This window comes from Paracoccus niistensis, assembly GCF_042432925.1.
Classification (GTDB): Bacteria; Pseudomonadota; Alphaproteobacteria; order Rhodobacterales; family Rhodobacteraceae; genus Paracoccus; species Paracoccus niistensis.
In genome coordinates, this window is record NZ_JBHLWE010000029.1 from 304,188 (window position 1) to 327,999 (window position 23,812).

The following is a 23,812-nucleotide window of genomic DNA, read 5'->3' on the forward strand; positions in this document are numbered from 1 at the left end:
GAATGGCCGACACGGTTCTGGTGACGGGCGGCGCGGGCTATATCGGCTCGCACGCCTGCAAGGCGCTGGCGGCTGCGGGCTATGTGCCCGTGACCTATGACAACCTCTGCACCGGCTGGCGCGAGGCGGTGAAGTTCGGCCCCTTCGAACAGGGCGACCTGATGGACCGCGCCCGGCTGGACGAGGTCTTCGCCATCCACAAGCCCGTCGCTGTGATGCATTTCGCCGCCCTCAGCCAGGTGGGCGAGGCGATGCGCGAGCCGGGCAAGTACTGGCGCGGCAATGTCTGCGCCTCGCTGAACCTGATCGAGGCGACGGTGGCGGCAGGTGTCCGCGACTTCGTCTTCAGCTCGACCTGCGCCACCTATGGCGACCAGGACGGCGTGGTGCTGGACGAGGCCAGCGCCCAGGCACCGCTGAACTCCTATGGCGCCTCCAAGCGCGCGATCGAGGACATGCTGCGCGACTTCGGCGACGCGCATGGGCTGCGGTCGGTCATCTTCCGTTACTTCAACGTTGCGGGCGCCGACCCCGAGGCGCAGGTGGGCGAGTTCCACCAGCCCGAGACGCATCTGATCCCGCTGATCCTGGATGCCATCGACGGCAAGCGCGACGCGCTGACGATCCACGGCACCGATTACCCGACCCCGGACGGCACCTGCATCCGCGACTATGTCCACGTGATGGACCTGGTGGATGCCCATGTCCTGGGCCTGAACTGGCTGCGAAGCTCGGGCGAACTGCCCGAGGGCGGAATCGAGGTCTTCTGCCTCGGCACCGGCAACGGCTTCTCGGTCCGCGAGGTGCTGGATCATTCGCGCCATGTCACCAACCGCGCCGTGCCGATGGTCGAAGGGCCGCGGCGTGGTGGCGACGCCGTGAAGCTGGTCTCGGGCAGTGAGAAGGCGGGTCGGGTGCTGGGCTGGCAGCCGCATCGCTCGAACTTGCCGACGATGATCTCGGACGCCTGGCGATGGCACCAGACCGGGCATTACGCCGGCTGACGGTGGCGGAGACTGCGCCCGTCCCGACTCTGCGACAGCGCCTGACGCTTGACTGGAAACGCCGCCGCCTGCTGTGGCGCGCCTTCCGCAGTCGCCATGACCTGACCCTTGTGACCAAGGGCAGGCCGACGCTCGGGCAAGGTGCTGTGCTGGCGTTTGCCGTCGTGCGCAACGAATCGGAGCGCCTGCCGCACTGGCTGGACCATCACCGCCGGCTGGGCGTGGGTCGCTTCCTGATCGTGGACAACGGCAGCGACGACGGCAGCGCCGAGATGCTGGCCCGCCAGCCCGACGTGACGCTGTGGACGACGCGCGCCAGCTATCGCGGCTCGCGCTTCGGCCGTGACTGGACGAACTGGCTGCTGAACCGTCATGGCGCGGGGCACTGGTGCCTGACGCTGGACGCCGACGAACTGTTCGTCTTTCCCCATCACGACCGCGCCACGCTGCGCGATCTGATCGCCGAACTCGACCGCCGCCGCGTCACCGCCTTGGGCGCGCTGATGGTCGAGCTTTATCCCAAGGGCCCCCTGTGCCCGCCGCAGCCGCTGGACGATGCCGCAGCGCTTGCCCGGCTGGAGTGGTTCGATGCGGACAACTATCGCACGGCGATCCAGCCGCCATTGCGGAACCGCTGGGTTCAGGGGGGCGTGCGCGACCGCGTTTTCTTCGGAAACCACCCGCGCCGTGCGCCGACGCTGAACAAGCTGCCGCTGGTCCGCTGGCGACGGGGTTTCGCTTACGTCAATTCGACCCATTCGGCCCTGCCCGCGCGGCTGAACGACGCCTGGGATGGCCCCGGCGACCCCCGCCTCTCCGGCGCGCTGCTGCATACCAAGTTCCTGCCCTCGATCGTCGAGAAGTCGCGGATCGAACGCGAGCGGCGCCAGCATTTTCACGATCCCTCGGCCTTCCAGGACTATTACGCCGCCCTGATCGACAACCCCGATCTCTGGGCACCGCAGGCGCGGCGGCTTGGGGGCTGGGAAAGCCTTGTCGAGGCGGGATTGATGTCTGCGGGCGGCTGGAACGGACCGCGCTAGCATGTCGATGCTGAAAGGTGTAACAAAGCACCGCGTGACGTGATCATCTGCTTGGCCTATGCTGGTCTGCAGGTTGCCTTGGCCTTTTTTTTGCTGACTCTGCGTCACGGCCCTGTGTTTCGCGTGACTTTCAAGAGCGTTTGGTGTGCGCAAGTTCAAACAGCGTCTGGTGACGATGTTCCGACTGAGGGCACGTCGCCAGTATCTTCTTGCCCGAGCGATTCGCCGCGGGCGCCATCTCGATTCGGTCAGGGACCGCACGGCGCAGATCGCTCCGGGCGATATCCTGGCCTTTGTCACGCTGCGGAATGAACGGGTTCGGCTGCCCTATTTCCTGGACTATTATCGCCGGATCGGGGTCGGGCATTTCCTGATCGTGGACAATGGCAGCAATGACGGCAGCCGCGAATACCTGGCGGACCAGCCCGACCTGTCGCTTTGGACCACGACGGCCAGCTACAAGGGCTCGCGCTTCGGGATGGACTGGATCAACGCGCTGCTGCGCCGGCATGGCGACGGCCACTGGTGCCTGACCGTCGATCCCGACGAATTCCTGGTCTATCCCCATATCAACACCCGCCCGCTGAGGGCCCTGACGGACTGGCTGGCGTCGTCCGGCATGCGGTCCTTTTCGGCGATGCTGCTGGACATGTATCCCAAGGGGCCCGTCACGGCGCAGCCCTATGCGGAAGGACAGGACCCGTTCGAGATCGCCTCGTGGTTCGATCCGGCCAACTATTCGATCCGCAAGAACGCGCTTTACCGCAACCTCTGGATCCAGGGCGGCCCGCGCGCCCGTGCCCTGTTCGCCGAAGACGCCGAGAATGCGCCGGCGCTGAACAAGATCCCGCTGGTCAGATGGAAGCGCAGCTATGCCTATGTCAGCTCGACCCATATGCTGCTGCCGCGCTCGCTGAACGTCGTCTATGACGAGGACGGGGGAGAGATGGCCTCGGGGGCGCTGCTGCATGCCAAGTTCCTGTCCACCTTCGCCGACAAGTCTGCCGAGGAACTGGACCGCCGCCAGCATTACGCCAACAGCCGCGAATACCACGCCTACCAGCAGGGGCTTCAGCAACGGGCCGATTTCTGGTGCGAGCAGTCGCGCGATTACCGCGACTGGCGCCAGCTCGAGGACCTGGGCCTGATCTCGAGGGGCAACTGGGCATGAACGCGGCGCCGATCCCCTTCATCCGCGGCGGCAAGGAAGGCGCAGGCGTCCGGCTGGGCGTCATCATGCTGTGCCACGAGAACCTCGGCCTGGCCGCGCGGATGGCCCGCATCTGGTCGGATGGCGGCGCGCGCGTCATCATGCATGTCGATGCCAAGGCCCCCGAGGCGGCCGTCGAGGGGCTGAAGGACGCGCTCGAGGGGACGGGCACCATCTACGCCCCGCGCCGGTCCTGTACCTGGGGCACCTTCAGCCTGGTGGCGGCCACGCTGGACGCGGCGGCGCAGCTGCTGCAGGCGCATCCCGACGTCACCCATGTCTTTCTCGCCTCGGGGGCCTGCCTGCCCCTGCGCCCGGTGGACGAGTTGCGGCGCTTCCTCGCCAGCTATCCCGAGTCCGATTTCATCGAAAGCGTCAGCGTGCGCGACGTGGGCTGGACCGTTGGCGGGTTGAACGAGGAACGCTTCACGCTGCATTTCCCGTTTTCCTTCCGCCGCCACCGCAAGCTCTTCGACCGCTATGTGCGGTTGCAGCGGCGGCTGGGCGTGGCGCGTCCCATCCCCCAGGGCGTCAAGCCGCACATCGGCTCGCAATGGTGGTGCCTCACGCGCGGGACGCTGGAAGCGGTCCTGAACGATTCTCGCCGGGCCGAGTTCGACCGTTATTTCCGCCGCGTCTGGATTCCCGACGAAAGCTACTTCCAGACCCTGGTCCGCCGCCATTCGGTGCATGTCGAAAGCCGGTCGCTGACGCTCGCCAAGTTCGACGCCCAAGGCAAGCCTTACGTCTTCTACGACGATCACCTGGCGCTGCTGGGAACCTCGCGCATCTTTGTCGCGCGCAAGATCTGGCCCGGCGCCTCGGCGCTTTACGATGCTTTCCCCCGGCGCACCGATCCTGCGGACGCCGACGAGGAGCCCGACACCGAGCGGATCGAGGCGCTGCTGGACCGGGCGGCGGCGCGTCGCAGGCTGGGCCGGCCGGGGCTTTACATGCAAAGCCGCTTTCCCCGGAAGGACGCCGAGAACGGCAAGACGGCCCAGCCCTATGCCGTCCTTTACGGCGCGGGCGACCTGTTCCTGGGCCTGCGCGAGGCTGCGGCCCAGGCCACGGGCCGAACGATCCACGGCCATGTCTTCGGCCGGCAGGAGGTCGAGTTCGCGGATGGCGGCCTCATCGGACCGGGGGCGCTGTCGGCCCATGTGGGGCTGCGCAACCTCGATCCGCAGGGTTTCCTCGCCTCGCTGATCCGGTCCTCGGACCCGATGCCCGCCTTTCTTTATTCGCCGCGGGACCGGCAATATCTCAACTGGTTCATGGCGACCGATCCGAACGCGCAGCTTCTGGTCGTCACGGGCGCCTGGATCCTGCCGCTGATCCATTCCGACATGCCGTTCGACGACGTGCGGCGCATCGCGGCCAAGCTGCAGCGGGCCGAGGTCCGGTTCCTCGACACCCTCGATTCGGTCTGGGTCAAGGCGCGGGTGCGCCGCTGGGCCTTGGCCGAGGCGCTGGCCCAGCCCGACGAGGTCTGGTCGGAGATCTGCATGACCCTGCTGCCGGAAGGGGGGGCCGCCAGCCTTCCCGCGCCGCCCCTGCAGGACATCACCGGCGTCCTGCGGCTGGTCCGGGCACTGCGGAACGCGGGCCTGAGGCCGCGCAAGATGGGCGACCCGCGCGTGCTGCGGGCGCTGGCGGCGCCACTTCCCGTTCCCGAGGTGGCGGACAGCCCGGCAGAGGCCGAGGCGCCGTCCCAGGAAATAGCGCTTCCGCGGCAGCGGACGGGCTGACGGCTGCCGGTTGACGCCGCCCGCGCAACCGCCAAGGTTGCGCCCGGCCGCCTTGGGCCACGACACGCAGGACCAGCCGATGACCGCCTTTCGCAGCTTCGTGATCTTCGCCGGGATGCGCACCGGCTCGAACCTGCTGGAAGCGACGCTGAACGGGGTCAGGCGGGTCACCTGCTTCGGCGAAGCCTTCAACCCCTACATGATGGGCTGGCCCGACAAGGACGAGTTGCGGGGGGTCACCATGGCCGAGCGCGAGGCCGACCCGCACCGGCTGCTGCGCGCACTGTTCGACAAGCCCGACCACCTCGCCGGCTTCCGCTATTTCCACGACCATGACCCGCGCGTCTTCGACGCGATCATGGACGATCCCGCCTGCGCCAAGATCGTTCTGACGCGGAACCCGATCGACAGCTGGGTTTCGACGCAACTCGCCTATGCCACCAACCAGTGGAAGCTGAACGCGACCGAGACCCCGATCCCGGCGGCGGTCGAGTTCGACGCCTCCAGCTTCCGCGAAAGCCTGGGCGCGACGCAGGCCTTTCTTGACCGCATCCACCACGGGTTGCAGCAGCGCGGCCAGACGGCCTTCTGGCTGAACTACGACGACCTGCGCGACGCGGACGTGATGACGGGCCTTCTGCACTGGCTGGGCCGCACCGACCTGGACCGCGTCGAGCCCGCGCAGGACCAGGTGCCCCAGAACCCGCGCGAGATGGCCGAGAAGGTCACGAACTTCGCCGCCATGCAGGCCGAACTGGTCGCCACCGACCCCTTCCAGTTGCACCGCATCCCCGGCTTCGAGCCGAAGCGCGGGCCCGCCGTGCCCTCGTTCCTGACGGCCGAGGCAGGGCGGGGGCTGCTGTTCATGCCGGTGCGCGGCGGCCCTTCGGACCGGATCGAAGCCTGGCTGTCCGCCCTGGGTCCGGTCGAGGGCGACCTGACCCAGAACGCCCTGCGCCAATGGAAGCGCGCCCATCCCGGCCACCGCGCCTTCACCGTGCTGCGCCACCCGCTGCCCCGCGCCTGGGAGGCGTTCCACGTCCTGCTGGCCGCCCGCAACCCCGACCTGCGGCGGGTATTGCGCGAGGTTCACCGCATCGACCTGCCCGCCGACGAAGACCTGCACGCCCTGACCGATGCGGACAAGCTGCCGCTGTTTGCCGGTTTTCTCGACTTCCTGCGCCGCAACCTCATTGGCCAGACCGGGCTTGCCACTCATCCCGGCTGGGCGTCCCAGTCCGAGGTGCTGGCCGGGTTCGCCCGGATAGCGGCCCCTGACCTGATTGCGCGCGAGGACCGGATGGCCGAGGACCTGGGCTTCCTCGCCCGCGCGGCCGGGCTCGACCGCGACGGCCCCGAGCCCGAACCGCCGCCTGCGGCGCTGGACGATCCCGCGCTGCGCAAGGCCGCCAAGGCCGCTTACCTGCGCGATTATGTGGCGTTCGGCTTTCCTGACAGGCCCTAGCGCGGGGTCGCCGCCCGCTGCCCGCGGCGGATGCCAAGGTGCCGCTCGCGCAGGATGATGGCCACCCCTGCCGCGATGATGACCGCCGCGCCCGCCAGCATCCGGGCCGAGGTCGGCTCGCCGAAGACGAACCAACCCACCGCGATCGCCATCAGCATCGAGGCATAGTCGAAGGGCGCCACCAGCGAGGCGTCGGCAAAGCGGTAGGACGAGGTCAGCATGATCTGCGCTACGCCGCCGATCAGCCCCGCGCCGATCAGCAGGGCGGCCGTCCCGGCCTGGGGGATCACCCAGCCGAAGGGCAGCGTGACCAGCGACAGCACCGTGGCCGTGACCGAGAACCAGAAGACCACGGCCGAGGTCCGCTCGGTCGCCACCATCCGGCTGATGAAGATCTGCGCCAGTGCACCAAAGGCTGCGCCGGTCAGCGTCAGCATCGCGCCCAGCGTCTGCGCGGCCGAGACACCGTTCATGCCGACCGACAGCCGCTGCGACAGCACGATCAGCACGCCCGCGAATCCAAGGCCCACCATGCTCAGCCTGAAGACGCCGACACGCTCGTTCAGGAACATGGCGGCAAAGATCACCGTCATCAGCGGCATCGCATAGTTGAGCGCGGTCGCCTCGGGGAAGGGAAGCAGCCCCAGCCCGGCGAAGCCGCAGCCCATCGAGATCGTGCCGACGATTCCGCGATAGGCATGGCTCATCGGATTGGCGGTCCGCAGCCCGGTCGCCAGCTCCCGCCGCAGCAGCAGCCAGACCAGGATCACGGGAATGGCGAAAAGCGAGCGGAAGAACACCTGCTCGCCCGCCGGCACCTCCTCGGCGGTGGCCTTGAGGATGGCGCCCATGACGGTGAACAGAAAGACGCTGCCCAGCTTCAGCAGGATGCCGGTGGTGGGGTTTCTCAAGCCAGCCGCCCCACCGCCCAGCGCGCCGCATCCGCGACCGCCGGATCGGGGTCGTCCACCAGCCCCTGCGCCACGGGACGCAGCCGGGCCCGCCCGCTGTTGCCGATGGCGTAAAGCGCATTGCGCACCATCCGGTCGCGCCCGATCCGCTTGATCGGGCTGCCCGAGAAGCGCGCCCGGAAGCCCGCGTCGTCGAGGCTGGCCAGTTCTTCCAGCGCAGGCGCGCGATGCGGCCCGTGATAGCGCAACTCGTTCGCCTGGACGGCGAACTTGTTCCAGGGACAGGCGGCGAGGCAATCGTCGCAGCCATAGATGCGGTTGCCCAGCATCGGCCGCAGCTCGGGGTCCACCGGTCCCTTGTGCTCGATGGTCAGGTAGGAAATGCAGCGCCGCGCATCCAGCTGGAAGGGCGCGGGGAAGGCGCCCGTGGGGCAGGCGTCCAGACAGGCGCGGCAGGACCCGCAATGCTCGGCCTCGGGCGCATCGGGGGGCAGGGGCAGGGTGGTGAAGATCGCGCCCAGGAAGAACCAGTTGCCCAAGCTCCGGCTCAGCAGGTTCGTGTGCTTGCCTTGCCAGCCGAGGCCCGCTACCTGCGCCAGCGGCTTCTCCATCACGGGCGCCGTGTCCACGAAGACCTTGATCTCGCCGCCCCAGCGCTCGATCATCCAGCGGCCAAGCCGCTTCAGCCGCGCCTTGACGATGTCATGGTAATCCTTGCCCTGGGCATAGACGCTGACCGCGCCGCGATCGGGCCGGGCCAGGTCCTCGCGGGGATCATGGGGGGGCGTATAGGCCTCGGCCAGCATCAGAACCGACCGCGCCTCGGGCCACAGGGCGTCGGGCGCGCCGCGCCAGTTCATACGCTCGGCCATCCAGCCCATTTGCCCGTGCCGGCCCTTGGCGACATAGTCCGCCAGCCGTCCGGCCGCCTGCGGGATCGCATCGGGCGTCGTCACCCGCGCCGCCGAAAACCCCTCGGCCAATGCGCGCGCGACCAGTTCCTTCTTCTTCGCCCAAATATCCTGGGGGGAGCCGGCCCCGCCGGCGGGGGGCAAGGCCCCCCTGTCTTCAGAAATCAAGCTGGGCATAATGCGGCGCCGGTGCGAAGCCGGGCACCTGGTCGACCAGCAGGTTGCGGAAGGCCGGGCGCGACTTGATCGTCGCATACCAGTCCCGCAGCGCGGCCGAACGGTCCCAGTCCACGTCCGAGATGTAGTCGAGGCAGGACAGATGCGCCGCCGCCGTGAAGTCCGCCAGCGTCAGCATGTTGCCCGCCAGCCATTTGCGATGTTCCAGCAGGTGCCCGAGGTAGTCCATGTGGTCCTTGACCGCGCGCAGCCCCGACTTGACCAGCCGCGAATCCGGGTAGCCCGCGTTCATCACCTTCTTCCAGACCCGTTCGGACAGGATGGGCCGCGTCACCTCGGTGTTGAACTTGTCGTCGAACCAGGCGCAGAGGCGGCGCACCTCGTGCCGCTCGGCCGGGGTCAGCGGCATCAGGGGCGGATTCGGATAGGCCTCGTCCAGGTATTCGACAATCGCCTGGCTTTCCGCCCAAAGCCGCCCGTCCAGCCGCAGCACGGGGATCTTGCCTGCCGGGTTGCGGCGCAGGATCTCGGACCCCGGCTCCCACCAGCGCTCCTCGACCAGTTCGACATCGATGCGCTTCTCGGCCAGCACCAGCCGCACCTTGCGGCAGAAGGGCGACAGGGCAACGTGGTAAAGACGCGGGGTCGAATGCGTGTTCATGGGGGGAATTTCGGCGTTCCGAGGAAGGGGACCAAGGGGTGATACGCCTCCGGGGCCGGTTGTTCAACCGCAGGGCCCCACCGTCACCCGTCCTGGAAGCAGGCCGCCCGTCCATCACGCTGGATCGTGGCGGCTCCGTCGGCGATGGCGCGCGCCCGGGCCGAGCGGGTCTGCGCCGCCCGCGTCTTGGGTGCGGGCAGGACCGCCGCCAGCGCCGCCGCCTGCCGCGCGCTCAGCTTGTCGGGCGTGGTGCCGAAGTGATGGGCGGCGGCCGCGTGGATGCCGAAGACGCCGGGGCCGAACTCGGCCACGTTCAGATAGACCTCCAGGATGCGCCGCTTGCTCCAGACCGCCTCGATCATGGGGGTGTAGATCGTCTCCAGCGCCTTGCGGGGCCAGCTGCGCCCCTGCCACAGATAGACGTTCTTGGCTGTCTGCTGCGTCAGGGTGGATGCGCCCCGGCTTTCGCCCCGCGCGATCACGCGGCGGATCTCGGCCATGTCGAAGCCCCAGTGGCGGCAGAAATTGGCGTCCTCGGCTGCGACGACGGAGCGCAGCATCACGGGGGCGATGTCGGCGGCCCGGGTCCACTTGCGGGGGGTGCTGACGCCCTCGGACACGATGGTCCAGGTGGTGGGCGGATTGAGGATCCAGCCGAAGAGGATCACCGCCGCCAGCATCAGCGCCAGAAAGCGCCGGGCCAGCCATCGCAGGGGTTTCAGCATCCGCCACAGCCGCGCGCGCCTGGACCCTGTGCGTGACGGCAGGGCCGGAAGGGCATCGGCAAAGGCATCCGGGCGGGACATGGCCCGTCGTGTCACGCCCGGCGCGCCTGCGTCAAGGAAACGCTGGCCTCAGGAACGCTCGGGCACGCCCGGCGGATGCGCTGCCGTCGCGTCCGAGATCAGGGCTTCCCCGACTTGCAGCATCCGCCCGCCGGTTCCGGCCAGCGCATCGCGCAGCCGCGCCTCGTCGGCGTTCGACAGCGAGGTCTGGATGACCCGCGCGCGCCCCTCGTATTTTTCAAGACGGGGCATCAGCTTGTCGAGGTTGAAGTCGCGGGCCAAGATGAACACCGCGCCGCTGCCGACCGGCACGGTCTTGCCGATCTGGCGGATGAAGTCGTCGTTGATGCCGTAATCGGTGGCGTTCCCCGCCAAGGCGCCCGAGGCCGCCCCGATCGCCGCCCCCGCCAGCGGGTTCAGGAACAGCAACCCGATCAGCCCGCCCCAGAAGGTGCCCGTCAGCGCCCCCGCGCCGGTCAGGTTCAGTGCCTGGTGCAACTGGTACTCGCCCTCGGTCGGGCGGGTGACCACCACGGCATCCTCGAGCCGCAGCAGGTATTCCTTCTGTGCCGCGCCAAGCTCCTGCCGCAGGGCAAAGGCGTCGGCTTCGGCATCGAAGCCGATGACGATCAGTTGGGACATGGCCGGACCTTTCGCGTTCGGTGTCGGCCCGACAACGTCCAAAGCCCCGCGCGGGTTCACGCAGCCCCGAAACGCAAAGCCCCCGCAGCGGGTGCTGCGGGGGCCTTGCGACGTTGGTGCCCAGAAGAGGACTCGAACCTCCACGCCTTGCGGCACACGGACCTGAACCGTGCGCGTCTACCAATTCCGCCACCTGGGCCGGTGTCGTGAGGCGGGGATGTAGAGGGAGCCGCAGGGACTGTCAACGCCCCTTTCGAAGAAAAATCGCCCGCCCCTGCCGGGGCGCGTTCCGGCCCCGCGCTTGATGATGCGGGGCCGGTTCGCTATTGCGGAAAGGGGCGCGCTGCAGCGTCCGACGGCTGGAGGCGAGGCATGGCAAGGCTGGTCACGATCTATGGCGGCTCGGGATTTGTCGGGCGGCAGATCGCGCGGATCATGGCGGCCGAGGGCTGGCGTGTCCGCGTGGCCGTCCGCCGTCCGCATCTGGCGGGCGCCGTGCGGATGTATGGCGACGTGGGCCAGGTCCAGCCGGTGTCCTGCAACGTGCGCGACGACCTGTCCGTGCGGGCCGCGATGATGGACGCGGATGCGGTCATCAACTGCGTCGGCATCCTGGTCGGCCAGAAGAAGAACACCTTCGAGGCCATCCACCACGAGGCCGCGGGCCGCATCGCCCGCATCTCGGCCGAGCTTGGAGTCGGGCGGCTGGTCCACCTGTCGGCCATCGGCGCCGATCCCGATTCAGACAGCCAGTATGCCCGGACCAAGGGCCTGGGCGAGCAGGCGATCCTGCAGCACCGCCCCGACGCGGTGATCCTGCGTCCGTCCGTGATCTTCGGGCCGGACGATCATTTCTTCAACAAGCTCGGCGGCATGATGCGGCTGGGGCCGGTCGTGCCGCTGCCCGGCGCCAATGCAGAACTGCAGCCCGTCTTCGTCGAGGACGTTGCCCGCGCCGCCATGATGGGCGCGACGGGCGAGGCCGAGCCCGGCATCTATGAACTCGGCGGTCCCGACGTCATGACCATGCGTGAAATCGCGCGGCTGGTGGCCCAGGTCGCCCATCGCCGCCGGTGGATCCTGGGCCTGCCCGGCTTCATGGCCAGCCTGCTGGGCGTGTCCTTTGACGCGCTTCAGACGCTCAGCGGCGGGCTGCTGGTCAACCGCGTGATGACCCGCGACCAGGCGCGGCTGCTGCGACACCCGAACCGGGTGGGGCAGGGGGTCAGGACCTTTGCCGACCTCGGCATCCAGCCTGCGGCGGCGGCGGCCGTGGTGCCGCAATACCTGTGGCGCTTCCGGCCCTCGGGGCAATACACCGCCATCAAGGACTCGGCGAAGAACCTGCGCGCCGACTGATGCAGCAGGACACCATTGTCGCGGCGTTCCTCGGGCTGCTCGAGGGACTGACCGAATTCATCCCCGTCTCCTCGACCGGGCACCTGCTGCTGGCGGGGCATTTCCTCGGTTTCGACAGCCCCGGCCGTGCCTTCGAGGTGCTGATCCAGCTGGGCGCGATCCTGGCCATCCTCGGCATCTATGCCGGGCGGCTTTGGCGCATCTTTTCCAGTGCGCCGCATGATCCGAAGGCCCGGCGCTTCATCATGGCGGTGGGTCTGGCCTTCCTGCCGGCGGCGGTGGTGGGCGTGCTGGCGCATGACATCATAAAGACCGTGCTGTTCGAGACGCCCGCGCTGATCGCCGTCATGCTGATCCTGGGCGGGATCGTCCTGCTGTTCGTGGACCGGATCGCGACCCGCCCCCGCTATGCCGAGGTCGAGGACCTGCCCCTGCGCGTGGCTGCGGGAATCGGGGCGATCCAGTGCCTTGCCATGGTGCCGGGGGTCTCGCGCTCGGGTGCGACCATCGTGGGTGCGCTGCTGATGGGCGCCAGCAAGCGGGCCGCGGCCGAGTTCAGCTTTTTCCTGTCCATGCCGACCATGGCCGGCGCCTTCACCTACGATCTCTACAAGACCGGCGCGGTGCTGGACGCGGCCGCCTGGGTGAATGTCGCTGTGGGTTTCACCTGCGCCTTCGCGGCGGCGGTCTTCGTGGTGAAGTGGCTGCTGAACTATGTCTCGCGCCGGGGCTACGGGCTGTTCGCTTGGTGGCGGATCATCGTGGGAATCGTGGCGCTGCTGGGGCTTAGCGTGGTTGGGTAAGCAAACCTGACCTAAATAAGCGCAGAAAATCTTCTGATTTATCAAGCATCCCGGAGTAAAATTATATATAGGTCAGTATTGCTGACTTTTTGGCTGACAAGCCCTGTTTTAAAGCGGTTCTCGATTGATTCGAGGGACGCAGCGCATGGCCACGCAGACAATGCTGAAATTCGTGACCGTCGATCGGGAGATGCCCGAGAAGCGTGCGGCGGACGAACGCAACACCGACTTCCACGAAATCTACCGCGAGTTCGCGGATGCCAAGGCGAAGGAGCAGGCGAGTCGCTGTTCGCAATGCGGCGTCCCCTACTGCCAGTCGCACTGCCCCCTTCATAACAACATTCCCGACTGGTTGCGCCTGACGGCCGAGGGGCGTTTGCACGAGGCCTACCTGCGGAGCCAGGAAACCAGCGCGCTGCCCGAGATCTGCGGCCGCATCTGCCCGCAGGACCGCCTGTGCGAGGGCAACTGCGTCATCGAGCAGTCGGGCCATGGCACCGTCACCATTGGCGCCATCGAGAAATATATCAACGACACCGCATGGGAGCAGGGCTGGGTCGAGCCGATCCGCCCCCTGGCCGAGCGCCCGGAAAGCGTCGGCATCATCGGCGCGGGGCCTGCGGGCCTGTCGGCGGCGGAACGCCTGCGGCGGCAGGGCTTCCAGGTCACGATCTACGACCGCCACGACCGCGCGGGGGGGCTGATGATCTACGGCATCCCCGGCTTCAAGCTGGAAAAGCCGGTGGTCGAGCGCCGCACCCGCTGGCTGGAAGACGCAGGCGTCGAGTTCGTCCTGAACGCCGACGTGGGCCGCACGATCAGCTTTGACGCGATCCGCGGCAAGCATGACGCGGTGCTGATCGCGACCGGCGTCTACAAGACCCGCGACCTCGGGATCGACAACGCGCCCGAACGCGGCGTGGTCGCGGCGCTGGACTATCTGACCGCCTCGAACCGCATCGACCTGGGCGACGACGTGCCGGACTTCACGGACGGAGAGCTGAACGCCGAAGGCAAGCGCGTCGTCGTCATCGGCGGCGGCGACACGGCCATGGACTGCGTGCGCACCGCGATCCGGCAGGGCGCCACCAGCGTGAAATGCCTTTACCGCCGCGACCGGGCCAACATGCCCGGAAGCCAGCGCGAAGTTCAGAACGCCGAGGAAGAGGGCGTCGAGTTCGTCTGGCTGTCCGCCCCCTCGGCCTTCGCGGGCCATGCCACAGGGATCGCCGCGGCGGAAACCGAGGCGCTGGTGGACAATGCAGGCGGCGACGTGGACGGCGACGGGATCGGCGACAATCCCAAGCTGTCGCCCCGGCACGTCGTCACGGAAACCGACCTCTCGACCGGGCCTGCGGGCGTTGCAGGCCTACGCGTGACGCGGATGCGGCTGGGCGCGCCCGATGTCACCGGCCGGCAGTCGCCGGAAGCCATCGAGGGCGCCGATTACGACGAGCCGGCCGACCTTGTCATCAAGGCGCTGGGCTTCGAGCCCGAGGACATCCCCCGCCTCTGGGGCGTCGAGGGGCTGGAGGTCACGCGCTGGGGCACGATCCGCGCCGATTACCGGACGCACCGCACCAGCCTGCCCGGCGTCTGGGCCGTGGGCGACATCGTGCGGGGCGCGAGCCTCGTCGTCTGGGCGATCCGCGACGGGCGCGAGGCGGCCGAGTCCATTGCCGCCGAACTGGCCGTCGAAACCAGCATCGCGGCGGAGTGAGAGTGATGCACAAGCCATGCACAGGGGATGCACAGCGGATGCATACCGCCACCGCGGCAGAAAATGCTGCGGTGCGGCGCATGGGTCAGGGAATTTGCCTTATCCTGGCGCTGGGCGCGGCCCCCGCCGTGGCCGCCGAATGGAAAGCGCCGCAGGGCTGCCGGCTTGAGATGACGGTCCAGCAGCGGTCCTGCACCGTGGCCCAGCATTACCGCTGCGAGGCGGATGCGCCGGGCGACCAGTGGGTTGCCTATTTCACGCAGGACGGGCTGGTCAGCCAGTCGCGGATCGACGCCGAGACGCGCTGGATGGAAAGCACCGATCTTGTCAGCGGGATCACCGACCGGCTGGACCCTGAGGCGCGCGACCATGCAAGCCTGTCCACGCTGCTGAAGACCGGCAGCGACGACTTCGACTTCTGGACGCAGTCCGACACGGGCGAGCGGCTGCGCCACATCGGCCGCGACGACATGACCGGCACGGTCGAGATCGACGGCGAGACGCTGGACACCACCCGCTTCACCCTGCGGACCTTCGCCGAAACGGGCGAGCTGCTGATCGAGCGCAGCGGCACGCAATTCGTCAGCCGCAGCCTCGGACGCTTCTTCGGCGGCGTCGAGACCTCGACCGACTGGACGGGCGAGACGCAGGAAACCGACGATTCGCCCATGCGCTTCATCCGCCCCGGCGAGCCGGGCTTCGGCTCCACCACGCCCGACTATGACTGCAACATGCAGATGGTCGGCCTGACCTTCCGCATTCCCGCCTGATCCCCATTCCATCCGACGCCGCCCGCGTCGCGCCGCCAAGGAGCCCGACCATGACCCAGGACTGGCAAGCCCAGGAAGAATCCCGCCGCGCCTGGATGGCGGAAAACTCGCTTTACCGTGACGAGGACGAGCATTCCTCCTGCGGGGTGGGGCTGGTCGTCAGCATCGACGGCACCCCCAGCCGCAAGGTCGTGGAAAACGGCATCGACGCGCTGAAGGCGGTCTGGCACCGGGGCGCGGTGGACGCGGACGGCAAGACCGGCGACGGCGCGGGCATCCATGTGCAGATCCCGGTCCCCTTCTTCCACGACCAGGTGCGCAGCACCGGGCATGAACCCGACGCGTCCAAGATGATCGCCGTGGGGCAGGTCTTCCTGCCGCGCACCGACTTCGGCGCGCAGGAACGCTGCCGGACCATCGTGGAAACCGAGGTCCTGCGGATGGGCCATTACATCTACGGCTGGCGGCATGTCCCGGTGAACACGGCGGTCCTGGGCGAAAAGGCCAACGCCACGCGCCCCGAGATCGAGCAGATCCTGATCCGCTGCGAGAAGGACATCGACGAGGAAGCCTTCGAGCGCGAGCTTTACATCATCCGCCGCCGGATCGAGCGCGCGGCGGTCGCGGCCCAGGTCGCGGGGATGTACATCTGCACGCTGTCCTGCCGGTCGATCATCTACAAGGGGATGATGCTGGCCGAGCAGGTCGCCGTCTTCTATCCCGACCTGCAGGACGAGCGGTTCGAATCCGCCTTCGCCATCTATCACCAGCGCTATTCCACCAACACCTTTCCGCAGTGGTGGCTGGCCCAGCCCTTCCGGATGCTGGCGCACAACGGCGAGATCAACACGCTGAAGGGCAACCTCAACTGGCTGAAAAGCCACGAGATCCGCATGGCGTCCTCGACCTTCGGGGACATGGCCGAGGACATCAAGCCGATCGTGCCGGGGGGATCCTCGGATTCGGCGGCGCTGGACGCGGTGTTCGAGGTGATGGTGCGCTCGGGTCGCTCGGCGCCCATGGTCAAGACGATCATGGTGCCCGAGGCCTGGTCGAAGGCCACGACCGACCTGCCCAAGCCCTGGGCGGACATGTATGCCTATTGCAATTCCATCATGGAGCCCTGGGACGGCCCGGCGGCGCTGGCCATGACCGACGGGCGCTGGGTCTGCGGGGGCCTGGACCGCAACGGTCTGCGGCCGATGCGCTATGTGGTGACGGGCGACAACCTGCTGATCGCGGGCTCCGAGGTCGGCATGGTGCCGGTGGATGAGGCTTCCGTGCGCGAAAAGGGCGCGCTGGGGCCGGGGCAGATGATCGCCGTCGATATCGTCGAGGGCCGGCTTTATCACGATGTCGAGCTGAAGGATAAGCTGGCCGCCAGCCAGCCCTTCGGCGACTGGGTGGAAAAGGTCGTCCAGCCCGGCACGATGCTGGAGAACCTGCCCGAGCCCGTCACCTACACCGGCGAGGAACTGCGCCGCCGCCAGATCGCCGCGGGCTACACCGTCGAGGAGATCGAGGCGGTGCTGGCGCCCATGGCCGAGGACGGCAAGGAGGCGCTGGCCTCGATGGGCGACGACACGCCGCCCGCGGTGCTGTCGGCGCAGTATCGGCCGCTGTCGCACTTCTTCCGGCAGAACTTCAGTCAGGTGACGAACCCGCCGATCGACAGCCTGCGCGAGACGCGGGTGATGAGCCTCAAGACCCGCTTCGGCAACCTGAAGAACGTGCTGGATGAATCCTCCAAGCACACCGAGATCACGCTGCTGGAAACGCCCTTCCTCGCGAATGGCGAACTGGCCGAGGTGATCGCCATGTTCGGCGAGGCGGTCACCACCATCGACTGCACCTTCGACGACGGCGCGGGGCCGCACGCGATGGCCGAGGCGCTGGCGCGCATCCGGGGCGAGGCCGAGGATGCCGTCCGGTCTGGCGCGGGGCAGTTGGTTCTGACGGACGAGCACCAGGGGCCGGACCGGATCGGGCTGCCGATGATCCTGGCGACCAGCGCGGTGCATTCCTGGCTGACGCGCAAGGGCCTGCGGACCTTCTGCTCGCTGAACGTACGCTCGGCCGAGTGCATCGACCCGCATTACTTCGCGGTGCTGATCGGCTGCGGGGCGACCACGGTGAACCCCTATCTGGCGCAGGACACCATCGCGGAACGGATCGAGCGGGGGCTGATCAAGGGCGACCTGATCGAGGTCATGCGCAACTACCGCGACGCCATCGACGCGGGCCTGCTGAAGATCATGGCGAAGATGGGGATCTCGGTCCTGTCGTCCTATCGGGGCGGGCTGAACTTCGAGGCCGTGGGCCTCAGCCGCGCGATGGTGGCGGAATACTTCCCCGGAATGCAGAGCCGGATTTCCGGCATCGGCCTGCACGGGCTGCAGCAGAAGCTGGAGGAGATCCACGCCAAGGGCTGGCACGCCCCCGCGGCGGACCTGCTGCCGGTCGGCGGCTTCTACAAGGCGCGGCGGACGGGCGAGAAGCACGCCTGGGAAGCCAGCACCATGCGGCTGCTGCAGCTGGCCTGCGAGAAGGCGTCCTATGAAATCTGGAAGCAGTTCTCGGCGCAGATGAGGGCGAACCCGCCGATCCACATCCGCGACCTGCTGGACATCAAGCCGCTGGGCAAGCCCGTGCCGATCGAGGAGGTCGAGTCGATCACCTCGATCCGCAAGCGCTTCGTGACGCCGGGGATGAGCCTCGGGGCGCTGTCCCCCGAGGCTCACATGACGCTGAACATCGCCATGAACCGGATCGGGGCCAAGTCCGATTCGGGCGAGGGCGGCGAGGACCCGGCGCACAGCCACCCGCTGCCGAATGGCGACAACCCCTGCGCCAAGATCAAGCAGGTGGCCTCGGGCCGCTTCGGCGTCACGGCCGAATACCTGAACGCCTGCGAGGAGCTGGAGATCAAGGTGGCTCAAGGGGCCAAGCCCGGCGAGGGCGGGCAGTTGCCGGGCATGAAGGTGACCGAGCTGATCGCGCGGCTGCGGCATTCGACCAAGGGCGTGACGCTGATCTCGCCCCCGCCGCACCACGACATCTACTCGATCGAGGACCTGGCGCAACTGATCTATGATCTCAAGCAGATCAACCCGCGCGCCAAGATCACCGTCAAGCTGGTCGCGGGCGGCGGCGTCGGCACCATCGCGGCGGGGGTGGCGAAGGCCAAGGCCGACATCATCCTGATCTCGGGCCACAACGGTGGTACGGGGGCATCCCCGGCCACGTCCATCAAGTTCGCGGGGCTTCCGTGGGAGATGGGGCTGACCGAGGCGCACCAGGTTCTCGCCATGAACCGCTTGCGCGACCGCGTCACGCTGCGGACCGATGGCGGCCTGCGGACGGGCCGCGACGTGGTGATGGCCGCGATGATGGGGGCCGAGGAATACGGCATCGGCACCGCCGCGCTGATCGCCATGGGCTGCATCATGGTGCGCCAGTGCCAGTCGAACACCTGCCCGGTCGGCGTCTGCACCCAGGACGAGCGCCTGCGGGCGATGTTCACCGGCAGCGCGGACAAGGTCGTGAACCTCATCACCTTCTACGCGCAGGAGGTGCGCGAGATCCTTGCGTCCATCGGCGCGCGCAGCTTGGACGAGGTGATCGGGCGGGCGGACCTGCTGACGCAGGTGTCGCGCGGCTCGGCCTTCCTGGATGACCTCGACCTGAACCCGCTGCTGATCACCGTCGATGGGTCCGAGAAGATCGTCTATGACCGCTCGAAGCCCCGGAACGCGGTGATGGACACGCTGGATGCGGAAATCCAGCGCGACGCCGCCCGCTTCTTCGAGGACGGCGAGAAGATGCAGCTGTCCTACGCGGTGCGCAACACCCAGCGGACGGTCGGCACGCGGACGTCCTCGCTGATCGTGCAGCGCTACGGGATGCGCAACAAGCTGCAGCCCGACCACCTGACGGTGCGGCTGACAGGGTCCGCCGGGCAGTCCCTGGGGGCCTTTGCGGCGCCGGGGCTGAAGATCGAGGTCTCGGGCGACGCCAACGACTATGTGGGCAAGGGCCTGTCGGGCGGCATCATCGTGGTCAAGCCCGCCATGGGCAGCCCGCTCGAGGCCGCCGACAACGTCATCATCGGCAACACCGTGCTGTATGGCGCGACCGACGGCTGGCTGTTCGCCGCCGGGCGGGCGGGTGAGCGCTTCGCGGTGCGGAACTCGGGCGCTAGGGTGGTGATCGAGGGCTGCGGCACCAACGGTTGCGAATACATGACCGGCGGCGTCGCGGTGATCCTCGGGTCCATCGGCGCGAACTTCGGCGCGGGCATGACGGGGGGCATGGCCTACCTGTACGACCCCGAGGGCGTGGCGCACCGCTATGTCAACGCCGAGACGCTGGTGACCTGCCCGGTCACGGTCGCCCATTGGGAGGCCGAGCTGCGCGGGCTGATCGAGCGCCATGCCGCCGAGACCGGCAGCCGCCGCGCCCGGGACATTCTGGCCGACTGGGAGCGCGAGCAGGCGAACTTCCTGCAGCTCTGCCCGCGCGAGATGCTTCCGCACCTGAAGCACCCGCTGGCCGAGACGGGGGACCTGGCGGCGATCCCGGCCGAGTGAGCGGGAACGCCGGACCGGGGCTCTGCCCCGCTCGGGCCTCCCGGCCCCTGCCTCGCTGGAAACAGTCCACCGGACTGTTTCCCGAGCGCTCGGCAGCCCGGGCTATTTGGACGAAGAAGAACTAGGAAGGGGGCGCGGGGGCGCCCCTTTCCGCATCAAGGGGGGGTGCCGGGGTCGTGCGCGCAGCGGCGTTGCGCAGGCAGGCTTTGTCGCCAATAGTCGCGGTCAAAACAGGGACGGTGGGCGCGACATGCTGGTGATGCTTCGGCCGCGGACGATCTGGATGCTGGCGGGGCTCGTGCTGTTCGTCCTGTTGGTGCGCGAGGTCGGCCATGTGCTTTCGCCCTTTGTCCTAGGCACGGCGCTGGCCTATTTCCTGGACCCTTTGGCCGACCGGCTGGAGCGGCTGGGCATCGGCCGCGCCTGGGCGGTGGCGATCATTGCGCTGGTCGGCCTGTCGGCCATGATCGCGGTCGCGCTGTGGGTGCTGCCCACGCTGATCGCGCAGGTCCGGCAGGCGGTCGAGGCGCTGCCGCGTGCGGTGCGCTCGGGCTTCGACTTCCTGACCGTGCATTTCCCCGAGCTGATGGAGGACGGCGGCTTCCTGCGCCAGTTCATCACCGACCTGTTCGAGCGCATCCGCCTGACGGCGCTGCTGCTGCTGGGCGGCACGGTCAGCACCGTGATCAGCGCGGTGGGCACGATCTTCATCTTCATCGCGACGGCGACCGTCTCGATCTACATGCTGTATGACTGGGACCGGATCCTCCAGGGCGTGAACAAGCGCCTGCCGCCCGAGCAGGCGCCGCTGTTCCGCAGGCTGGCCCGCGACATCGATGACGTGATGACGGGCTTCGTGCGCGGGCAGGTGATCGTGGGGGCGCTGCTCGCGACCTTCTATTCCACGGTCCTGATGGCGCTGGGGCTGAACTATGGCCTGCTGATCGGCATCGCCTCGGGCCTCTTGAACTTCATCCCCTACCTGGGGTCGTTTTCCGGCTTCATCCTGGCGACGGGAGTGGCACTGGTCCAGTTCTGGGGCGACTGGTGGATGGTGGCGCTGGTGGCCTTTGTCTTCGTCTTCGGACAGGTGGCCGAGGGGAACTTCGTCACCCCCCGCATCGTGGGGGATTCCGTCAAGCTGCACCCGGTCTTCCTGCTGCTGTCGCTGGCGGTGGGGGGGACGCTCTTCGGCTTTGCGGGCCTGCTGCTGGCGGTGCCGCTGGGGGCGGCGATCGGGGTCGTCGTGCGCTATTTCGACGCGGAATACCGCGCCAGCATCCGCCGCCGCCGCACGCGGGCGGCGGACCGGCCGCGCGTGGACTGAAGGGCGGCGCATTTCGCTTTTGTTGGTCCATATCGGAGGGCCGGGGTGGAACGGGGCAGGACGCGCGGCGTTGCCCCCGGCAGCTTCCGACAAGTGAAAGGCCGAATCCATGTCCTCGAAGGAAGAAAACGATCCCGTCATCCCGCCGCACCGCGCGGGCTCGATCGAGAACCCCGACCTGCCGCTGAACCCTTATTCCGACGACCAGCAGCCCTGGCCGGGGCTGGCCGAGAAGATGGAGCCCCAGCCCGATCACGGCGAAACCAGCTACAAGGGCAACGGGCGGCTGGCAGGCAAGCGCGCGCTGATCACGGGCGGCGACAGCGGCCTCGGCCGCGCCACCGCCATCGCCTATGCGCGCGAGGGCGCGGACGTGGCGATCTGCTATCACCCGCGCGAGGAAAGCGACGCCGAGACGGTGATCAGGCTGATCGAGGCCGAGGGCCGCCGCGCCGTGGCGCTGCCTGCTGATCTCAAGGACGAGAAGGCCGCGCGCCAGGTCGTGGACGACGCCGTCAAGGCGCTGGGCGGGCTTGAGGTGCTGGTCCTGAACGCCGGGATGCAGCAGGCGCAGAAGTCGATCGCCGACATCACGACCGAGCAGTTCGACGCCACGATGAAGACCAATATCTATGCCCCCTTCTGGATGGCGCAGCAGGCGCTGCCGCATCTGAAGAAGGGCGCCTCCATCATCGTGACCTCCTCGATCAACGCCTATTCGCCCTCGCCCGACATGCTGGACTATGCGATGACCAAGGGCGCCGGGAAGGTCTTTGCCCAGGCGCTGGCCAAGCAGGTCGCGTCCAAGGGCATCCGGGTGAACGCGGTGGCGCCGGGACCGTTCTGGACGCCGCTGCAGGTCTCGGGCGGCCAGCCCAAGGAGGACCTGCCCAAGTTCGGCGCCGACACCGTGCTGGGCCGGGCGGGCCAGCCGGTCGAGATCGCCCCGATCTTTGTGCTGCTGGCCAGCGACGAGGCGAGCTACATCACCGGCGAGGTTTATGCCGCGACCGGCGGGCAGGGCACCGGCTGAGGCGGTGCCTTTTCATTGACGCGACCCTTTGGGGCGGGCACATCCGCCCCAAAGCCGAAGGGATCCGCGCATGACCATCCATCTTCACCGCCACGACCTTCCGGACGGGCTGGATCTCGGCCCGGTCGTGGCCATCGATACCGAGACCATGGGCCTCGACCCCCGCCGCGACCGGCTGTGCCTGGTGCAGATGAGCGCGGGCGACGGCGACGCCCACTTGGTCCAGATCGCCCGCGGCCAGCGCGAGGCGCCGAACCTGACCCGGATGCTGGCCGACGAGGGCACGCTGAAGCTGTTCCACTTCGGCCGCTTCGACATCGCGGCGCTGGAAAACGCCTTTGGCGTCGTCACGCGGCCGGTCTGGTGCACCAAGATCGCATCCAAGATGGTGCGGACCTTCACCGACCGGCACGGGCTGAAATACCTGTTGAACGACCTTGTGGGCGTGGACGTGTCCAAGCAGCAGCAGACCAGCGATTGGGGCGCGGCGGAGCTGACCCCCGCGCAATTGGAATACGCCGCATCCGACGTGCTGCACCTCCATGCGCTGAAGGCCGAACTGGAAAAGCGGCTGGAGCGCGAGGGGCGGACGGCGCTGGCGCAGGCCTGCTTCGACTTCCTGCCTGCGCGGGCGACCCTGGACCTGATGGGCTGGGGCGATGACAACGACATCTTCCACCACTAAGTCCGGCTCATGAGCGAATATGTCAATACCGCCCGCCGCGTGATCCGCTGCGAGGCACAAGGGTTGTCTGAAATCGAGGCCGCGCTGGCCGGCCCCCTGGCCCAGCCTTTCGATGCGGCGGTCAGGCTGATCCTTGAAGCCAAGGGCCGTGTCATTGTGTCCGGTATGGGCAAGTCGGGCCATGTCGGGCGCAAGATCGCGGCGACGCTGGCCTCGACCGGCACGCCCGCGCAGTTCGTCCATCCGGCCGAGGCCAGCCACGGCGACCTTGGCATGGTGACGCGGGGCGATGTGGCGCTGGTCTTGTCCAACAGCGGCGAGACGCCCGAGATCGCGGACATCGTCGCCCATACCCGGCGCTTTTCCATCCCGCTGATCGGGGTGGCGGGGCGCGAGGGCTCGACCCTGCTGCGCCAGTCTGACGTGGCGCTGCTGCTGCCGCAGGCGGCCGAGGCCTGCGGGACGGGGATCGTGCCCACGACCTCGACCACCATGACGCTGGCGCTGGGCGACGCACTGGCCGTCGCGCTGATGGAACACCGCCGCTTCACGCCCGAGCATTTCCGCACCTTCCATCCGGGCGGCAAGCTGGGCGCGCGGCTGGCCCGCGTGGGCGACCTGATGCACGACGACATGCCGCTGGTGGACGTGGACGCGCCCATGGCCGAGGCGCTGCTGACGATCAGCCGCAAGGGCTTCGGCGTGACCGGCGTCACGGATGGGAACGGCCGCTTGGTCGGCATCATCACCGACGGCGACCTGCGGCGGCACATGGAAGGCCTGCTGGACCACAGCGCGGGCGAGGTGATGACGAAAAACCCCCGCACCATCTCGCCCGATGCCTTGGCCGAGGCCGCGCTGGCGCAGATGCAGGACCGCAAGATCACCAGCCTGTTCGCCGTCCAGGACGACAGGCCGCGCGGCATCCTGCACATCCACGACTGCCTGCGGGCCGGGATGGTGTGA

Annotated in this window: 19 protein-coding genes and 1 tRNA gene; 14 read left to right on the forward strand and 6 right to left on the reverse strand. The window is 68.2% G+C overall.

Annotated elements, in window-relative coordinates:
* The first annotated feature begins 2 nt into the window (after positions 1-2).
* From galE to ACFFII_RS10025, 5 genes are all read left to right on the forward strand, one after another.
* Positions 3-1,004, forward strand: coding sequence for a UDP-glucose 4-epimerase GalE (gene galE / locus ACFFII_RS10005; protein WP_377698731.1), 1,002 nt, complete (start codon positions 3-5; stop codon positions 1,002-1,004).
* Positions 1,005-1,006: 2 nt separating this feature from the next.
* Positions 1,007-2,047 carry a glycosyltransferase family 2 protein gene (locus tag ACFFII_RS10010; RefSeq protein WP_377698732.1) on the forward strand — a complete coding sequence of 347 codons (1,041 nt, stop codon included), beginning with the start codon at positions 1,007-1,009 and terminating at the stop codon, positions 2,045-2,047.
* A 175-nt stretch (positions 2,048-2,222) separates the two neighbouring features.
* Positions 2,223-3,218 (forward strand): glycosyltransferase family 2 protein, encoded by a 996-nt coding sequence (locus tag ACFFII_RS10015; RefSeq protein ID WP_377698733.1) that lies wholly within the window; start codon positions 2,223-2,225, stop codon positions 3,216-3,218.
* Positions 3,215-5,008, forward strand: coding sequence for a DUF5927 domain-containing protein (locus ACFFII_RS10020; protein ID WP_377698734.1), 1,794 nt, complete (start codon positions 3,215-3,217; stop codon positions 5,006-5,008). The genes ACFFII_RS10015 and ACFFII_RS10020 overlap by 4 nt, the downstream gene beginning before the upstream one ends.
* 79 nt (positions 5,009-5,087) lie before the next feature.
* Positions 5,088-6,473: a hypothetical protein gene (locus ACFFII_RS10025; protein ID WP_377698735.1), complete on the forward strand. Its 1,386-nt coding sequence runs from the start codon at positions 5,088-5,090 to the stop codon at positions 6,471-6,473.
* Here the strand turns inward: ACFFII_RS10025 and ACFFII_RS10030 are convergent.
* From ACFFII_RS10030 to ACFFII_RS10055, 6 genes are all read right to left on the reverse strand, one after another.
* Positions 6,470-7,384 carry a DMT family transporter gene (locus ACFFII_RS10030; RefSeq protein WP_377698736.1) on the reverse strand — a complete coding sequence of 305 codons (915 nt, stop codon included), beginning with the start codon at positions 7,382-7,384 and terminating at the stop codon, positions 6,470-6,472. The genes ACFFII_RS10025 and ACFFII_RS10030 overlap by 4 nt on opposite strands.
* Positions 7,381-8,403: a tRNA epoxyqueuosine(34) reductase QueG gene (queG, locus tag ACFFII_RS10035; protein ID WP_377698808.1), complete on the reverse strand. Its 1,023-nt coding sequence runs from the start codon at positions 8,401-8,403 to the stop codon at positions 7,381-7,383. Before queG ends, ACFFII_RS10030 begins: the two co-directional genes overlap by 4 nt.
* 49 nt (positions 8,404-8,452) lie before the next feature.
* A complete protein-coding gene (gene fzlA / locus ACFFII_RS10040; RefSeq protein ID WP_377698737.1) occupies positions 8,453-9,133 on the reverse strand; it encodes an FtsZ-binding protein FzlA in 681 nt (226 codons plus the stop codon).
* 83 nt (positions 9,134-9,216) lie between these two features.
* The gene (mtgA, locus tag ACFFII_RS10045; RefSeq protein WP_377698738.1) at positions 9,217-9,939 is read right to left on the reverse strand and encodes a monofunctional biosynthetic peptidoglycan transglycosylase; all 723 of its coding nucleotides are present in this window, start codon (positions 9,937-9,939) and stop codon (positions 9,217-9,219) included.
* 48 nt (positions 9,940-9,987) lie between these two features.
* The gene (locus tag ACFFII_RS10050; protein WP_377698739.1) at positions 9,988-10,560 is read right to left on the reverse strand and encodes a DUF1269 domain-containing protein; all 573 of its coding nucleotides are present in this window, start codon (positions 10,558-10,560) and stop codon (positions 9,988-9,990) included.
* Between the two features lie 114 nt (positions 10,561-10,674).
* A tRNA-Leu gene (locus tag ACFFII_RS10055) sits at positions 10,675-10,759 on the reverse strand.
* 173 nt (positions 10,760-10,932) lie between these two features.
* Here ACFFII_RS10055 and ACFFII_RS10060 point away from each other — a divergent pair.
* The 9 genes from ACFFII_RS10060 (at position 10,933) to ACFFII_RS10100 (ending at position 23,812) form a co-directional block, all read left to right on the forward strand.
* Positions 10,933-11,919 (forward strand): complex I NDUFA9 subunit family protein, encoded by a 987-nt coding sequence (locus tag ACFFII_RS10060; RefSeq protein WP_377698740.1) that lies wholly within the window; start codon positions 10,933-10,935, stop codon positions 11,917-11,919.
* The gene (locus ACFFII_RS10065; protein WP_377698741.1) at positions 11,919-12,722 is read left to right on the forward strand and encodes an undecaprenyl-diphosphate phosphatase; all 804 of its coding nucleotides are present in this window, start codon (positions 11,919-11,921) and stop codon (positions 12,720-12,722) included. The genes ACFFII_RS10060 and ACFFII_RS10065 overlap by 1 nt, the downstream gene beginning before the upstream one ends.
* Before the next feature lie 145 nt (positions 12,723-12,867).
* Positions 12,868-14,442 (forward strand): NAD(P)-dependent oxidoreductase, encoded by a 1,575-nt coding sequence (locus tag ACFFII_RS10070; RefSeq protein ID WP_377698742.1) that lies wholly within the window; start codon positions 12,868-12,870, stop codon positions 14,440-14,442.
* Between the two features lie 80 nt (positions 14,443-14,522).
* Positions 14,523-15,212: a hypothetical protein gene (locus tag ACFFII_RS10075; protein WP_377698743.1), complete on the forward strand. Its 690-nt coding sequence runs from the start codon at positions 14,523-14,525 to the stop codon at positions 15,210-15,212.
* 50 nt (positions 15,213-15,262) lie between these two features.
* Complete coding sequence (gene gltB, locus ACFFII_RS10080; protein WP_377698744.1) at positions 15,263-19,801, forward strand: glutamate synthase large subunit; 4,539 nt, start codon at positions 15,263-15,265, stop codon at positions 19,799-19,801.
* Positions 19,802-20,051: 250 nt separating this feature from the next.
* The gene (locus tag ACFFII_RS10085) at positions 20,052-21,128 is read left to right on the forward strand and encodes an AI-2E family transporter (protein ID WP_377698745.1); all 1,077 of its coding nucleotides are present in this window, start codon (positions 20,052-20,054) and stop codon (positions 21,126-21,128) included.
* A gap of 109 nt (positions 21,129-21,237) precedes the next feature.
* A complete protein-coding gene (locus ACFFII_RS10090) occupies positions 21,238-22,161 on the forward strand; it encodes an SDR family oxidoreductase (RefSeq protein WP_377698746.1) in 924 nt (307 codons plus the stop codon).
* 70 nt (positions 22,162-22,231) lie between these two features.
* Positions 22,232-22,846 (forward strand): ribonuclease D, encoded by a 615-nt coding sequence (locus ACFFII_RS10095; RefSeq protein WP_377698747.1) that lies wholly within the window; start codon positions 22,232-22,234, stop codon positions 22,844-22,846.
* Between the two features lie 9 nt (positions 22,847-22,855).
* Positions 22,856-23,812, forward strand: coding sequence for a KpsF/GutQ family sugar-phosphate isomerase (locus tag ACFFII_RS10100; protein WP_377698748.1), 957 nt, complete (start codon positions 22,856-22,858; stop codon positions 23,810-23,812).

Bases quoted from the DNA above. Each gene is read 5' to 3' on its own strand.
- galE (WP_377698731.1), top strand. From the start codon at position 3: ATGGCCGACACGGTTCTGGTGACGGGCGGCGCGGGCTATATCGGCTCG.
- ACFFII_RS10015 (WP_377698733.1), top strand. From the start codon at position 2,223: ATGTTCCGACTGAGGGCACGTCGCCAGTATCTTCTTGCCCGAGCGATT.
- ACFFII_RS10020 (WP_377698734.1), top strand. From the start codon at position 3,215: ATGAACGCGGCGCCGATCCCCTTCATCCGCGGCGGCAAGGAAGGCGCA.
- ACFFII_RS10025 (WP_377698735.1), top strand. From the start codon at position 5,088: ATGACCGCCTTTCGCAGCTTCGTGATCTTCGCCGGGATGCGCACCGGC.
- fzlA (WP_377698737.1), bottom strand. From the start codon at position 9,133: ATGAACACGCATTCGACCCCGCGTCTTTACCACGTTGCCCTGTCGCCC.
- mtgA (WP_377698738.1), bottom strand. From the start codon at position 9,939: ATGTCCCGCCCGGATGCCTTTGCCGATGCCCTTCCGGCCCTGCCGTCA.
- ACFFII_RS10050 (WP_377698739.1), bottom strand. From the start codon at position 10,560: ATGTCCCAACTGATCGTCATCGGCTTCGATGCCGAAGCCGACGCCTTT.
- ACFFII_RS10060 (WP_377698740.1), top strand. From the start codon at position 10,933: ATGGCAAGGCTGGTCACGATCTATGGCGGCTCGGGATTTGTCGGGCGG.
- ACFFII_RS10065 (WP_377698741.1), top strand. From the start codon at position 11,919: ATGCAGCAGGACACCATTGTCGCGGCGTTCCTCGGGCTGCTCGAGGGA.
- ACFFII_RS10070 (WP_377698742.1), top strand. From the start codon at position 12,868: ATGGCCACGCAGACAATGCTGAAATTCGTGACCGTCGATCGGGAGATG.
- ACFFII_RS10075 (WP_377698743.1), top strand. From the start codon at position 14,523: ATGGGTCAGGGAATTTGCCTTATCCTGGCGCTGGGCGCGGCCCCCGCC.
- gltB (WP_377698744.1), top strand. From the start codon at position 15,263: ATGACCCAGGACTGGCAAGCCCAGGAAGAATCCCGCCGCGCCTGGATG.
- ACFFII_RS10085 (WP_377698745.1), top strand. From the start codon at position 20,052: ATGCTGGTGATGCTTCGGCCGCGGACGATCTGGATGCTGGCGGGGCTC.
- ACFFII_RS10090 (WP_377698746.1), top strand. From the start codon at position 21,238: ATGTCCTCGAAGGAAGAAAACGATCCCGTCATCCCGCCGCACCGCGCG.
- ACFFII_RS10095 (WP_377698747.1), top strand. From the start codon at position 22,232: ATGACCATCCATCTTCACCGCCACGACCTTCCGGACGGGCTGGATCTC.
- ACFFII_RS10100 (WP_377698748.1), top strand. From the start codon at position 22,856: ATGAGCGAATATGTCAATACCGCCCGCCGCGTGATCCGCTGCGAGGCA.